Source organism: Pseudofrankia saprophytica, assembly GCF_000235425.2.
GTDB lineage: Bacteria > Actinomycetota > Actinomycetes > Frankiales > Frankiaceae > Pseudofrankia > Pseudofrankia saprophytica.
On record NZ_KI912266.1, the window covers coordinates 8,066,175 to 8,079,991 of the forward strand.

The 13,817-nt window shown below is 72.8% G+C and carries 9 protein-coding genes; 4 read left to right on the top strand and 5 right to left on the bottom strand.

Annotated elements, in window-relative coordinates; all coding sequences use genetic code 11:
- The first annotated feature begins 132 nt into the window (after positions 1-132).
- The gene (locus FRCN3DRAFT_RS0234045; protein ID WP_007513626.1) at positions 133-435 is read left to right on the top strand and encodes a hypothetical protein; all 303 of its coding nucleotides are present in this window, start codon (positions 133-135) and stop codon (positions 433-435) included.
- Positions 436-477: 42 nt separating this feature from the next.
- Here FRCN3DRAFT_RS0234045 and FRCN3DRAFT_RS0234050 read toward each other — a convergent pair whose 3' ends face one another.
- Complete coding sequence (locus tag FRCN3DRAFT_RS0234050; RefSeq protein WP_007513625.1) at positions 478-1,095, bottom strand: TetR/AcrR family transcriptional regulator; 618 nt, start codon at positions 1,093-1,095, stop codon at positions 478-480.
- Positions 1,096-1,162: 67 nt separating this feature from the next.
- On the opposite strand from FRCN3DRAFT_RS0234050, the gene FRCN3DRAFT_RS0234055 reads away from it, so the two are divergent.
- The 3 genes from FRCN3DRAFT_RS0234055 (at position 1,163) to FRCN3DRAFT_RS0234065 (ending at position 5,349) form a co-directional block, all read left to right on the top strand.
- Positions 1,163-2,707: an MFS transporter gene (locus FRCN3DRAFT_RS0234055; RefSeq protein WP_007513624.1), complete on the top strand. Its 1,545-nt coding sequence runs from the start codon at positions 1,163-1,165 to the stop codon at positions 2,705-2,707.
- The gene (locus tag FRCN3DRAFT_RS0234060) at positions 2,704-3,501 is read left to right on the top strand and encodes a GDSL-type esterase/lipase family protein (protein WP_007513623.1); all 798 of its coding nucleotides are present in this window, start codon (positions 2,704-2,706) and stop codon (positions 3,499-3,501) included. The genes FRCN3DRAFT_RS0234055 and FRCN3DRAFT_RS0234060 overlap by 4 nt, the downstream gene beginning before the upstream one ends.
- Positions 3,502-3,741: 240 nt before the next feature.
- Positions 3,742-5,349 (top strand): succinic semialdehyde dehydrogenase, encoded by a 1,608-nt coding sequence (locus FRCN3DRAFT_RS0234065; RefSeq protein ID WP_007513622.1) that lies wholly within the window; start codon positions 3,742-3,744, stop codon positions 5,347-5,349.
- Positions 5,350-5,498: 149 nt separating this feature from the next.
- Here the strand turns inward: FRCN3DRAFT_RS0234065 and hrpA are convergent, their stop codons facing one another.
- The 4 genes from hrpA to mtnC form a co-directional block, all read right to left on the bottom strand.
- Positions 5,499-9,749, bottom strand: a complete 4,251-nt coding sequence (hrpA, locus tag FRCN3DRAFT_RS0234070) for an ATP-dependent RNA helicase HrpA (protein ID WP_232794340.1) — start codon at positions 9,747-9,749, stop codon at positions 5,499-5,501.
- Positions 9,750-10,351: 602 nt separating this feature from the next.
- Positions 10,352-11,851, bottom strand: a complete 1,500-nt coding sequence (locus FRCN3DRAFT_RS0234075) for an NAD(P)/FAD-dependent oxidoreductase (RefSeq protein ID WP_051467380.1) — start codon at positions 11,849-11,851, stop codon at positions 10,352-10,354.
- A 494-nt stretch (positions 11,852-12,345) separates the two neighbouring features.
- Positions 12,346-13,005 (bottom strand): peroxiredoxin, encoded by a 660-nt coding sequence (locus tag FRCN3DRAFT_RS0234080; RefSeq protein WP_027141192.1) that lies wholly within the window; start codon positions 13,003-13,005, stop codon positions 12,346-12,348.
- A 150-nt stretch (positions 13,006-13,155) separates the two neighbouring features.
- Positions 13,156-13,817 (bottom strand): acireductone synthase (gene mtnC, locus FRCN3DRAFT_RS47555; RefSeq protein ID WP_007513618.1); only part of this gene is annotated, 662 nt, incomplete at its 5' end.

Here is a 13,817-nt window from a genome sequence, read left to right on the forward strand (position 1 = left end):
TACGGCTGAGCTGCCGGGGCCAGTCCAGGGAATGGATGCCTGGACTGGCCCCGGCAGTCGTCAATCTGGACTGGTCGCGCCAGTCATCAGGACGACAGCGCGGCCCACGAGCGCGGCCTAGCCTGCCGCTTCATGGATTCCACACGTTCAGGCGAGCCAGGCTCCCGCTCGCACCCGCTCCGCTGGGTACTGGCATTGCTGCTCATCCTGGGCGGCGGCACCATCGTCGTTCTCGGGCTCGTCATGGGATCGAGCTGGGGATGGCACAGCGGCCACACCATTCACAGCCTGCTGTGGGGCACCGTCGTCCTATCCGCGGGAATATCGCGACTGCCACCGGTCCGCGACGCGGAGCAGGAAACGAAGCGGGCGACGGGTGGCGACGATCTCCCGCCTCAGGCACCCGAGCCGACGCGGGTCGACCCTGGCGCCTGAGGCCCCGTCAGCCGGCGCCCGAATCGCACTCGCACCCCCGGGTCAGCTCGTCGTCGACGGCGCGAGGCCGAGGATGGCGTGCATGGTGCGCAGCGCCCAGGTGGGGGCCTGGGTCTCGCCGTGGAGCTGCCGGGCCGGGTTGATGCCGGCGGCCAGCGCCTCCAGGCCGAAGACGGCCTGGTCGGTGTCGAGGTCGGCGGCGAGCTCGCCGGCCGCGACGGCGGTCCTGATCTCGGCGGCGAGGGTGCGCCGCCAGCGGCCGGTGACGACGACCAGCGCGTCGTGCACCGGGCCGGTCCGGCCGTCCCACTCGAAGCTGGTCTCGGCTATGAAGCAGCCGCCCGCGAACCCGGGAGCCTCGGCGTAGCGCGTCCACGACTCGCAGATCCCGAGTAGGCGTTCCAGGCCCGGCCGCAGGTGGCGCACCGGCTCCCAGACCCGTAGGCGGAAGAGATCCGCCGCATGGTCGAGGGTGGCGAGTTGAAGCTGCTCCTTGGTGCCGAAGTGGCCGATCACGCCCGACTTGCTCATCTCCAGGTCAGCCGCGAGCCGGCCGATCGTCAGCCCCTCCAGACCCTCGACCGACGCGATGTCGGCGGCGCGCCGCAGGATCGCCGCGCGGGTATCGAGCGCGTCAGCGACGGAACGGCGACCGGACACAGGCCGAGCATACCGATCGATCGTTCGCTATTGAAGTACGAACGTTCGGACGCTAAATTTCGGCATCATGAGCTCCCAGCCCCTGTCCTCCGCCGCCCCACCGACCCCGGCCACGGCGTCCAGCCCGGCCACGATCCCGTCGCCGGTCACGGCCGGGCTGACGCCGTCCGCGGCGGCGCCAGCCCGCTCAACCCGAACCGCGGTGCTGCTCGCCTGTGGTGGTTCGTTCCTCGCCTTCCTGGACGCGACGATCACCAACCTGGCGGTCCCCGACCTCGCCCGCGACTTCGAGGTCGGCGTGACCTCGGTGTCCTGGGTGGTGACGCTCTACGCGCTGCCGTTCGCCGCGCTGCTCGCGCCCGCCGGACGGCTGGCCGACCTGTTCGGCCGCCGCCGGCTGTTCGTCGCCGGCGCGGCCCTGTTCACGGCCGCCTCGCTGCTGGCGGTGGTCGCGCCGCTGTTCGGGGTTCTGCTCGCCGCCCGCGCCGCGCAGGGAATCGGCGCGGCCCTCCTGATCCCCGCGTCGTTCGCGATCGTGCTCGCCGACACCCCGCCCGACCGTCGCGCCGCCGCCATCGGCCTGTGGAGCGCCTCGGCCGGTCTCGCGGCGGTCGCCGGCCCGGCGGTCGGCGGGATTCTCGTGGACGTCGCCAGCTGGCGGGCGCTGTTCTGCGTCAACCTGCCGATCGGGCTGCTGCTGATCGAACGCGCCGTCCGTTACCAGCCCGCGGCCATGCCAACCGGAACCGCGGCCGGCACCGGAATCGGAACCGGGGCTGGGGCCGACACCGCGCGGCGCCGCGCGCCGGATGCCCTGGCCACCGTCCTGCTGGCCGTCGGCATCGGCGCGGTCGTCCTCAGCCTGACCGAGGCGCAGCGATGGGGTTGGGCGAGCCCGGCGACGCTCGGGTTTCTGCTGGGGGGCGTCCTGAGCACGGCCGCTGCCGTCGGCCGGTCGGCGCGCCACCCGGCCCCGGCCATCGAGGTCGACCTGTGGCGCAGCCCGGGCTACGCGGTCGCCAACGTCATCTCCGCCCTGTTCGGGGCGGCGCTGTACGCCTCGTTGCTGCTCGGCGTGCTGTTCCTCGTGGAGGCCTGGCAGTACTCGGTGCTGACCGCCGGCCTCGCGATGACGCCCGCGGCCGGCTGGGCGGCGCTCGTCGGCATCTCGATCGGCCGGTCCCGGCGGCAGCCCGCGCCCTGGGTGCTGGTCGTCGGCGGCGGCGCCCTGATCGCCGCGACCTCGTTGGTGCTCGCGATCTGGCTTCCCGTCGACCCGCGCTTCCTCACCGCCTGGCTACCGGCCGGGCTGGGCCTCGGCGTCGGCATCGGCGCGGTCAGCGTGGGGGTGTCCAGCGCCGCGGCCCTGGCGGTGGAACCCCGGCGGTTCGCGGCCGCCGTGGGCCTCAACATCGCGGCCCGCCAGGTCGGCGGGGCGATCGGCGTGGCCGCGACCGCGCTCCTGCTCGACCGTCAGCCCGGCGACGGCATCGGGCCCTTCCAGGACGTCTACTGGATGATGACGGCGCTGTGCGGCGCGATCGCCGTCGTCGGTCTCCTGCTGCGTCCTTCGCGGCGCCCGGGCCAGCCCGCCGAGGAGGTCGGGCGGTGACCGTCCTGGACGACGCCCTGGAGCGGGCGGATCCCGACTGCCTGACCCCGGCCGAGGAGGCCGAGCTGTTGCGCGGCGCGCCCTGGCGGCGGCTGGTGGTGCTGGGCGACAGCATCGCCGCCGGGGTGCGCGAACCCCGCGCCGGCTACCGGGACCTGTGCTTCGCCGACCGGCTCGCGGCGGCGCTCGCCGAGGGGAGGCTCGCCGACGGGAGGAGGGCACCGCGGGACCAGCCGCACCGCTCCCGGCATCTCGACTCCCGGCATGTCGACCCCCAGCACCTCGACGTCCAGTACCTCAACCTCGGCGTGCCGTGGGCCCGCCTCACCGACGTCCGCGACGGCCAGCTGCCCGCGGCGCTGCGGTTCGAGCCGGACCTCGCACTGGTCGTCGCCGGCGGCAACGACACGCTGCGCCCCGACTACGACCCCGAGCAGTCCTGGCGCGAGCTGCTGGAGATCGCCCTCCCGCTCGCCGACCGGGGCGCGCTGGTGGTGACCATCGGCCTGTTCGACCTCGCCCGCTCGGGGCTGCTGTCGCCGCGCACCGCCGCGACGATGGCCGGCCTGTTCGACCGGCTCGACGCGATCACCGCCGCCGTCGCGGCCCAGGTGGGCGGCCTGCACGTCGACACCCATCATCACCCGCGCGCGGCCGACCCGGCCATCTTCGCCAGCGACCGCGTGCACGCGAACGCGGCCGGCCACGCCATCGCGTCGGCCGCGATCATCCGGGCGCTCACGGCCCACCGGCCGGCCGACGACGCCAGGCCGTCGATGCCAGGCAGGGGATGACAGGCAGGGGATGAACCGTCCCTGAACCTCGCCGGGCTGGCGGCCCCCTCCGGGCCGCCAGCCCGGCGGCACAGCGAGCGCGCTGATCGGGGATCCGGGCGACGGCGGCGGCGTAGCGTGGCTACCGTTCGGTAGAGCGATGGCCGGCGCCGCCTGGGACAAAGGTGGGCTAACCGGCCGACGGTCCGGGCCGCCGGACCAAGACCTCGGCCGCCCGCAGTCCGTGCCAGGAGGAACGCGATGACCGCGACGACGCCCGTAGGCGCCTCCCCCACTGCGACGCCCACCCCCGCCGCGACCACCGGGCCGGGACGCCGGCTCGACGCGGCGCTGTTGGCGCGGCTGGTATCCGGCGTGACCGCCACCGGCGAGCCGACGACGGTCACGGCGCCGTTCACCGGCGAACCGCTGGTCTCGTTGCCGCAGTCGACGGCCGACGACGTCCAGGCCGCCTATGCCGCGGCGCGTGTGGCGCAGGCAGCATGGGCCGCCACGCCGGTCCGCGACCGGGCCGGCGTCCTCACCCGGCTGCACGATCTGGTGCTGCGCCAGCGGGACGAGGCGCTCGACATCCTGCAGTGGGAGACCGGCAAGGCGCGCGCGCACGCGGTCGAGGAGGTACTCGAGGTCGCCGCCTGTGCCCAGCACTTCAGCCGCCGGGCCCCCAGGCTGCTCGCGCCGCACCGCCGATCCGGTGCCTTCCCCGTGCTGACGCGGACCGTAGAGTCACGCCGCCCGAAGGGCGTCGTCTGCGTGATCACCCCGTGGAACTACCCGCTGGCGCTGTCCGACGACGTACTGCCGGCCCTGGTCGCGGGCAACGCGGTCGTGCAGAAGCCGGACACGCAGACCGCGCTGTCCGCGCTCTGGCTGCGCGAGCTGGCGATCGAGGCCGGCCTGCCCGCCGAGCTGTGGCAGGTGGTGCTCGGCGGTCGGGACACCATCGGCGACCCGCTGATCGACGGCGCGGACTTCATCGCGTTCACCGGCTCGACCACCGCCGGCCGGGCGATCGCCGCGCGCGCCGGCCAGCGGCTGATCGGCTGCTCCCTGGAGCTCGGCGGGAAGAACCCGATGGTCGTGCTCGCCGACGCCGACGTCGACAAGGCGGCCAGAGGCGCCATCCGGGCCTGCTTCAACAATGCCGGTCAGCTGTGCGTCTCGATCGAACGGATCTACGTCGACCGTTCGGTGTACGACGCGTTCGTGAAGGCGTTCGTGGGCGAGGTCGACCGGCTACGGCTCGGCGCCTCGCTCGACTACGCCACCGACATGGGCTCACTCACCTACCAGCGCCAGCTCGACGCCGTCCGCGCCCACCTCGACGACGCGGTCTCCAAGGGCGCGACCCTGCTCGCCGGCGGCAAGCCCCGCCCGGACCTGGGTCCGCTGTTCCACGAACCCACCGTTCTCGCCGACGTCACCCCCGGCATGGCGCTCCACCGGGACGAGACGTTCGGCCCGGTGGTCGCGCTGTACCCGGTGGATGGTGACGACGCGGCGATCGCCGCCGCCAACGACACCGAGTACGGCCTGAACGCCTGCGTATGGAGCCGCGACACCGGTCATGCCCGCGCGGTCGCGGCGCGCATCGACGCCGGCACGGTCAACATCAACGAGGGCTACGCGTCCACCTACGGGTCGCAGGGCGCCCCCATGGGCGGCATGAAGGCCTCCGGTCTCGGCCGGCGCCACGGCGACGAGGGGCTGCTCAAGCTCACCGAGCCCCAGACCGTCGCCAGCCAGCACCTCCTCGGTTTCGACCCGCCCGGCTTCCTCGGCCCCGACCGCTACGCCACCGTCCTCACCCACACCCTCACCGCCCTCAAGCGCCTTCACATCCGCTAGCCGGTCTCCGCCCGCCAGCTACCTCACGCGGGGATCCCGGACGTCCTGTCCGACGCCAGGGTCACGAAACGGCGCTGTTCGTGCCTCTGACGTCGGACAGGATTCGCCCTGATGTCGGACAGGCGGCGAGCGACCAGTGAGGGACGCGGTCAGGGGGCGAGGTCGTCCATGGCGCGGTAGAGACGCTCTTCGGAGACGGGGTAGGGGGTGCGCAGCGTCTGGGCGAAGAGGCTGACGCGGAGTTCCTCGATCATCCAGCGGATGCGCAGGAGGTCCGGGCCCGGCGGGGCGCCCGGCGGGAGGAGGTCCACCGCCAGCTCGTCGTAGGCGGCGCGGACCCGGGCGATCGTGGCCAGCTTGGGCTGCTCGCTGGCCACGTCGGCGGGGAGGCGGTCCAGGCGGCGCAGGGCGCCGGTCAGGTAGCGCGTCAGGTCGTCCAGACGGTCGGCGCCGGTGGCCGTGACGAAGCCCGGGTAGACGAGCGCGGCGAGCTGGCGGCGCAGGTCGTCGAGGCTCGCGGCGAGCGCCGGGGTGAGCTTGACGGCGGTCCGGGTACCGACGCCGCCCTGGGCGGCGGCGAACGCCGAGGACAACGACCGCAGGTCCTTCACCTGGACGGGGCGGCCCGCCGCCGGGCGGCCGGCTGCCGGACCGCCCGCCGGCGAACCGCCCGCGAGTGCCTCCGTCCGCGCCTTCACGTCATGGGCGAGGACGAGGACCCGTTCGACGGACCGGACGACGGCGAGGGAGCGCTCGGGCAGTTCCGCGCGGACCGCGTCTCGTAGCCGTTCGAACCCGGCCTCGTCCCACACCGGGCCGCCCGCCTCGGCGATCAGCGCGTCGGCGGCCGCGGCGACGGCGTCGTCGAGCAGGTCGCCCACGCTCGCGTGCGGATGATGGCGCAGGGCGAGCTTCGACGCGTTCGAGAGCTGAGTGTTGATGTACCGAACCGGTGACGGCACCGACGCCAGAAGGAGCGCCCTGGTACCGACGGGATGGGCCCGGCTCTGCTCGGCCTCGGTCGCCAGCACCCGCAGCGCGACACCCCCGGAAGGCTCGGCCACCAGCGCGGGGTAGCCACGGACCACGTGACGCCCGGACCTGCGCTCGACGGTGCGCGGGATCGTGCCCAGGTCGGCCCAGCCCGTCAGGCCGGTCCGTTCCAGGCTCCCGCCGGCGGCCGACACCGCCGCCGTCAGCTTCGGCGCCAGCTGGCGCTTGAGCTCGTCGAGGTCCTTGCCCTCGGCCAGCGCCCCCGACGGTCGCTCGGCGTTCCCGTCCCGTCCGTCACGCCCGCCGCCGCGCCCATCCCGCCCGTCGCGCTGGTTCTGGCCGCCGTTCTGTTTGTGACCGTCACGCTGTTTCTGGCCGTCGCGCTGCTTCTGGCCGTCGTAGACGCGAAACGTGATCCTCAGGTGCGGTGGCAGCCGGCTCAGGTCCCAGTCCCCGCGGGAGACGGTCGTGCCGCCGCCTATCCGGTTCAGCTCGCGTTCGACGACGGCGAGCAGCGGGCCGTCGGCCGGGCCGACGCGGTCCAGCACCGCGCGCGCGTAGTTGGGTGCGGGGACGAAGCTGCGCCGCAGCGCCTTCGGCAGCGAGCGGATCAGCTCGGTGACCAGGTCCTCACGTAGCCCGGGCACCTGCCAGTCGAAACCGTCCGGCTCGATCTGGTTGAGGATCGCGAGGGGGATATGCGCCGTGACGCCATCGGCGGCCGAGCCGGGCTCGAACTGGTAGGTCAGCGCGATCTGGTGCTCGTCCCCGGGCCGGCCGGGCCAGGAGTCCGGGAAGTCCGCGGCGCTCACGCCCGTCGCGCCCGGGTTGACGAGCATCTCCGGGGCGAGGACGAGCAGGTCGGGCGTACCCGGACGGGTCTTCTTCCACCAGGCGTCGAAATGGCGGCCCGAGACGACGTCCGCGGGTATGCGGGCGTCGTAGAAATCGAAGATCGTCTGGTCGTCGACGACGATGTCGCGACGGCGCGCGCGGTGTTCCAGTTCCTCGGCGTCCGCGAGCAGCCGCTGGTTCTCGGCGAAGAACGCGTGCCGCGTCTCCCAGTCGCCCTCGACGAGGGCGTGCCGGATGAACAGCTCCCGGCAGAGCGCGGGATCGATCGCGCTGTAGTTCACCGTCCGGGCGGCCACGATCGGCACGCCGTACAACGTCACCTTCTCGGTCGCGAGGACGGCGGCGGAGCGGCGCGACCAGTGCGGCTCGCTGTAGGAGCGGCGGACCAGGTGCCCGGCGAGCGGCTCGACCCACTCGGGCTCGATCTTCGCCGCGATCCGGCCCCACAGCCGGGACGTCTCGACCAGCTCGGCCGCGACCACCCAGCGCGGCGGCTTCTTGAACAGCGCCGAGCCCGGGAAGACGGCGAACCGGGCGCCGCGCGCCCCCAGGTAGTCCCTTTTCTCCGGGTCGAACAGGCCGACGTGCGACAGCAGACCGGTGAGCAGCGCGGCGTGTATCTGCTGTGGGCTCGCCGGGGTGGCATTCGTCGACAGGCCCAGCGAGCGGGCCGACTGGCGCAGCTGGCTGTGGACGTCCTGCCATTCCCGCACTCGCAGGTAGCGCAGGAACTCGGTGCGACACAGCTTGCGGAACTGGTTCGACGACAGTTCCGCGGCCTTCTCCCGCAGGTAGTTCCACAGATTCAGGTAGCCGAGGAAGTCCGACGTCGGCTCGGTGAACCGGGCGTGTTTCTCCGCCGCCGCCTGCTGGGCGTCGGGCGGGCGCTCGCGCACGTCCCCGACGGCCAGCGCCGCGGCGATGACGAGCACCTCGGCGAGCGCGCCCTGCTCCTCCGCCGCGACGATCATGCGGGCCAGCCGCGGGTCGGCCGGCAGCCGGGCGAGCCGGCGTCCGAGCGGTGTCAGCCGCGGCGTGCGCTCACCGCCGCCACGTGCCTCACCGCCGCTGCCGGCGACGTCGGTGGTGGCGGCACCGACGCTGGCACCGCCTTCGGCGTCGGCGACCGGTTTCGCCGGGGCGGGCAGGCGGCGCGGCGACTCGAACGCGCCGAGCTCGTGGAGCAGCGCCAGGCCGTCGGTGACCTGACGCGGGTCGGGCGGGTCGAGGAACGGGAAGTCCGCGACCTCGCCGAGCCCCAACGACGACATCGACAGGATGACGGAAGCGAGATTGGTCCGCAGGATCTCCGGGTCGGTGTACTCCGGCCGGGTCTCGAAGTCGTCCTCCGAGTAGAGGCGGATGCAGATACCGGCGGACGTCCGTCCGCAGCGGCCGGACCGCTGGTTCGCCGACGCCCGCGACACCGGCTCGATCGGCAGCCGCTGCACCTTCAGCCGGTGGCTGTACCGGGAGATCCGGGCCGTGCCGGCGTCGACGACGTACTTGATTCCCGGGACGGTCAGCGACGTCTCGGCGACGTTCGTCGCGAGCACGATCCGCCGGCCCTGATGCGACTGGAACACCCGATGTTGTTCGGCCGCGGACAGCCGTGCGTACAGCGGCAGGATCTCCCGGGGCAGCAGCTCCCTGCTCGGCCGGCGGGCCAGCGCGTCCGCGGTGTCGCGGATCTCCCGCTCCCCGGAGAGGAAGACGAGGACGTCGCCGGGCCCCTCGACTGACAGCTCGTCGACGGCGTCGCAGATCGCGGTGACGACGTCCCGGTCGGGATCACCATCGGGGTTTTCCGGGTCGATGACGGGCCGGTAGCGAACCTCGACCGGGTAGGTCCGGCCGGACACCTCGATGACCGGGGCGTCGCCGAAGTGGCGGGAGAACCGCTCCGTCTCGATCGTCGCCGAGGTGATGACCACCTTCAGATCCGGCCGGCGCGGCAGGATCCGGTGCAGGTAGCCGAGGATGAAGTCGATGTTGAGGCTGCGCTCGTGCGCCTCGTCGATGATGAGCGTGTCGTACTGGCGCAGCAGCCGGTCCGTGGTCAGCTCCGCGAGCAGGATGCCGTCGGTCATCAGCTTGACCAGCGTGTCCTCGCCGACCTGGTCGGTGAAGCGCACCTGGTAGCCGATGAGTCCGCCCAGTCCCTGCGCGCCCGTCTCCTCGGCGATCCGGTCCGCGACGGTGCGGGCGGCCAGCCGGCGCGGCTGGGTGTGCCCGATCAGCCCGGTGACGCCCCGGCCGAGCTCCAGGCAGATCTTTGGGATCTGCGTCGTCTTGCCCGAGCCGGTCTCGCCGGCCACGATGACGACCTGGTTGTCGCGGATGGCCGCGAGGATCTCGTCCTTACGCTGGCTGACCGGCAGTTCGTCCGGGTACTTCAGCGCCGGCACGGCGTCGCGGCGCAACGCGACGCGAATCTCCGCCGTCTCGACCTCGTCGGTGATCTCGACGATCGCGCGGGCCCGCGCCGCGGCGTCCGGATCGTGGCGGACGCCGTCGAGGCGGCGCGCCAGCCGGTGCCCGTCGCGCAGCATCAGCGCGGGCAGCCGCGCGGACAGCCCGGCAAGCTCCGCCCGCTCGGCCGCCCCGAGGTCGACGGGCCGGCCGCCGTCGCGTTGCTTCCCCACCGGGTTCCCCACCGGCCCGCGTCCCGACGCTCCGCCGCCGGCACGGCCGCCGCCGGACCCGTCACCGCCTGGGCGGCCCGACGTTCCCGGCCTGCGGCGCCGGCCAGGTCGGCCAGCCCGCTCGGCCCCGGCGCGGCCGCCGGTCATGGGGTCGGCCGACCGGTCCACCGGGGTGGCGGCGGGGTCGGCGGACCCGCCGGTCGGCGATTCGACCGGCTGCTGAGCGTGCGGCAACGTCACGGTACGAGCAGAATCCAGGTTCCCGAGCAGGGGCTTACGGCGACAAACGACAGTCTCACAGCCCTGGCTACGCCAAGGCGGTCACGGCGGGCGACCCACGACGCATCACGCGACGCCCCCGCCCCGCGTCCCCGCAGGTCAGACACATGCGCCCACCATGAATATTCCCGTGGCCCCGCCACCGCAAGCCAATATCGGGCTCGTCGAGCCGTGGCCACGGCCTGACGAGCCGTGGCCACGGAGGCCGGCGGCCAGCAGCCAGCGGCCGGTCAGCCGACGCCGGAGGTGGCCGGCTCCGGCGTCTTCCCGCTGGCCGGCACCGGCTGGGCCGGGGTGCTGGCCGGGCCGGGCACCGGGGCCGCCGCCCCGTTCCCCCGCCAGGACGGCCGGGCGTCGGGGTCCGGCGGCAGTGACGGCGAGAACTCCTCGCCGAGGCGGCTGATCGCGGTCCTGGCGAAGATCTGCTGGTGCGTCACGGTGCGCTCCGAGCGGCCTCGGCCGACGAAGCTGACGGCCCAGTGCAGCAGCGTCGTCACCCGGTGCTTGAAGCCGATGATGTAGACGAGGTGCACGGCCAGCCACATCAGCCACGCCACGAAGCCGGTGAGCTTCAGCCTGCCGATGCTGGCGACGGCGCTGAACCGCGAGATCGTCGCCATGCTGCCCTTGTCGTGGTACTTGAAGAGCCGGCCGGACTCGCGGCCCTCGATCCGGGCGCGGATGTCCCGGGCGGCGTGCCGGCCACCCTGGATGGCGACCTGCGCCACTCCCGGAAGCTGGTTCAGCGAGATCATGTCGCCGACGACGTACACCTCCGGATGGCCGGGCAGGGTCAGGTCCGGCTCCACCTGGACCCGGCCGGCCCGGTCAAGCCCCGCGCCGCTCTGCTGGGCGAGCTGCCTGCCCAGCGGGCTCGCCTGCACTCCGGCCGCCCATACCTTGCAGACCGACTCGATGCGCCGCCTGGTGCCGTCCGCGTTCTTGACCTCGATGCCGGTCGCGTCGACGTCGGTCACCATCGCGCCCAGCTGAACCTCGACGCCCAGCTTCTCCAGCCGCTGGACGGCATAGGCGCCGAGCTTGTCGCCGAACGCGGGAAGTACGACCGGAGCCGCGTCGAGCAGGACAATCCGCGCCTTGCGCGGGTCGATGCTCCGAAAATCGCGGCGCAGAGTCCGGTGCGCGAGCTCGGCGATCTGGCCGGCCATCTCCACACCGGTCGGGCCGGCGCCGACAACGACGAAAGTAAGCAGCCGCTCAATGTCCGCCTCGTCGGTGGACGCCTCCGCCAACTCGAACATGCCGAGAATCCGGCCGCGAAGCTCGAGGGCGTCGTCGATGCTCTTCATTCCGGGCGCGTGCTCGGCAAACTGGTCGTTGCCGAAATATGACTGCCCGGCGCCGGCGGCGACGATCAGGCTGTCGTAGTGGTGCAGGGTGGTGCGGCCGACGAGCTCCGAGGTGACGGTCCTCGCGTCAAGGTCGATGTTGGTGACCTCGCCGAGCACGACCCGGGCGTTGCGCTGACGGCGCAGCACCTCGCGGGTCGACGGGGCGATCTCTCCCTCGGAGAGGATCCCGGTCGCCACCTGGTAGAGCAGCGGCTGGAACAGGTGGTGGGACGTCCTCGCGACGATCGTGACGTCGGCCCAGGCGCTGCGAAGCGCCTGGGTGGCGAACAGTCCGCCGAACCCGGAACCGATGACCAGGACGCGGTGCCGGTAGACACCGCCCTCGGTCGCGCCGACCTCGGTGTCACTGGTGGCCATGGTGTTCGCGGTCACAATTCCTCTCCACTCATCCCTTAGGCGAGCGCGGTTTCCGCCGTTCCGCTCGACCATCTCACAGGAACGCCGGAGAGTGGCCGCCGCACCAGGGTGAGCTTCAACCCGTAAGTAGCGCACCTTCACCCGGATGGCTGTAGCAGAAATCACACCCGCCAGAATGTCGGCCGTATCGCGCCGTCTTACGAGCCTGGTCACCTCTCTCGACCCACCGCCCGCCGTACGCGCTCATCGCCGCGGGAACACGTCGCAATTGCCTCTATTCCAAGCACATCCGGGCAGCATCTATTCCGTTCCGGCGCTGGCCGACTCCCGCGATGGCCGACCCGGTGGCCAGGGCATCGGGTCGGCCATAGCCGACCGCCGGCCAGCGCCACCAACATGGCGGCGCGGACCGGCGGCACGGACCCGGTGGCGTAGATCGGTGGCGTGCACCGGTGATACGGACCGGTGGCACGGATCGTGACCGGGTACCGGCGTCAGGCGCCCGGCTGCGGAACGATGCGCAGGTAGGGCTTCGGCGCCTCCCAGGTACCGAAGAGCTCCTTGGCCTGGTCGTTGTTGACCGAACCGGCGATGACGACGTTCTCGCCCTGCTTCCAGTTCACCGGCGTGGCCACCTTGTGCTTCGCCGTGAGCTGCAGCGAGTCGATCACCCGCAGGACCTCGTCGAAGTTGCGGCCGGTCGTCATCGGGTACACCAGGATGAGCTTGATCTTCTTGTCCGGGCCGATGACGAACACGTTGCGGACAGTCTGGTTGTCCATGGCCGTGCGCTGGGCCGGGTCGCCGCTGGCGTCGGCGGGCAGCATTCCGTACGCCTTGGAGATCGAGTAGTCGGCATCCCCGATCAGCGGGTAGTTGGGCGCGGTGCCCTGCGTCTCCTCGATGTCCTTGGCCCAGCCCTCGTGCAGCTCGACCGGGTCCACCGAAAGGCCGATGATCTTCACGCCGCGCTTGTCGAACTCGGGCTTGATCGAGGCGACGTAGCCGAGCTCGGTCGTGCAGATCGGCGTGAAGTTCTTGGGGTGCGAGAAGAGCACCGCCCACGAGTCTCCGATCCACTCGTGGAAGGAGATCGGCCCTTCGGTGGTCGCGGCCACGAAGTCAGGAGCGGTTGCGCCGATCGTCAGAGTCATCGATGTCTCCGTCGTGTTCCGGCGCGCGCCGCGCCGGGTTCCGTTGAGGTCAGTGGCGACTCTACGGATGCCAGGTGGCATCGACGGCTCCTTGCGACGTCCCAGCCGCCCACCGCCCTGATCGACCAACCAGACAGGGCCGCCGCCGGGTCAGGCCGCGGCCAGCTCCACGGTGGCGAACGAGTCGACGCGTGGGTATCCGGCGAGCGCGTCCGCGTAGGGCTCCCCGGCGCGGGCGACGCCGAGCGCGGCCCAGCCCGCGGCCATGGCCGCGTCCAACTCGCCGGGACGGTCGGTCAGGAACAGCAGCCGGCCCGGCTCGACGCCGAGGGCCGCCGCGATCCGCGCGTATGAGGCGGCGTCGCCCTTCGCCCCCGCGTTGTCGAGGTCGAAGTACGCCGACAGCAGCGGACCCAGGTCGTCCGGCTCCTCCCGGCCCGTCGTCGTCGTGACGCGGCTGAACCAGGCCCGCTGCGCGATGACCGAGCCCGAGGAGTAGACGGCAAGCCGGATCCCGGTGGCGTGCCAGCGCCGCAGCGCCGGCGCGACGTCCGGGAACAGCACCCCGGCCAGCTCGCCGGCGGCGAACCCGGCCGCCCAGATCTGCCCCTGCAACGCCTTCAGCGGGGCGACCTTCGCGTCCCGCGCGAGCCAGTCGTCCAGCGCCGCGAGGACCCGCCCGGGGCCGGCACCGGGCTCCCCGAGCAGGTCCCGCGCCTGCGCGACGGCGCGGCGCACCTCGGGGTCGTCCGCCCGCTCGGCGAGCCAGCTCGCCATCCGGGCCCTGGCATACGGGTACAGGGTGCCGACGA

Excerpts from the sequence above, each read along its gene's own strand:
- FRCN3DRAFT_RS0234065 (WP_007513622.1), top strand. The coding sequence starts at position 3,742 with ATGACCGCGACGACGCCCGTAGGCGCCTCCCCCACTGCGACGCCCACC.
- hrpA (WP_232794340.1), bottom strand. The coding sequence starts at position 9,749 with ATGCTGCGCGACGGGCACCGGCTGGCGCGCCGCCTCGACGGCGTCCGC.
- FRCN3DRAFT_RS0234080 (WP_027141192.1), bottom strand. The coding sequence starts at position 13,005 with ATGACTCTGACGATCGGCGCAACCGCTCCTGACTTCGTGGCCGCGACC.
- FRCN3DRAFT_RS0234075 (WP_051467380.1), bottom strand. The coding sequence starts at position 11,851 with ATGGCCACCAGTGACACCGAGGTCGGCGCGACCGAGGGCGGTGTCTAC.
- FRCN3DRAFT_RS0234045 (WP_007513626.1), top strand. The coding sequence starts at position 133 with ATGGATTCCACACGTTCAGGCGAGCCAGGCTCCCGCTCGCACCCGCTC.
- FRCN3DRAFT_RS0234055 (WP_007513624.1), top strand. The coding sequence starts at position 1,163 with ATGAGCTCCCAGCCCCTGTCCTCCGCCGCCCCACCGACCCCGGCCACG.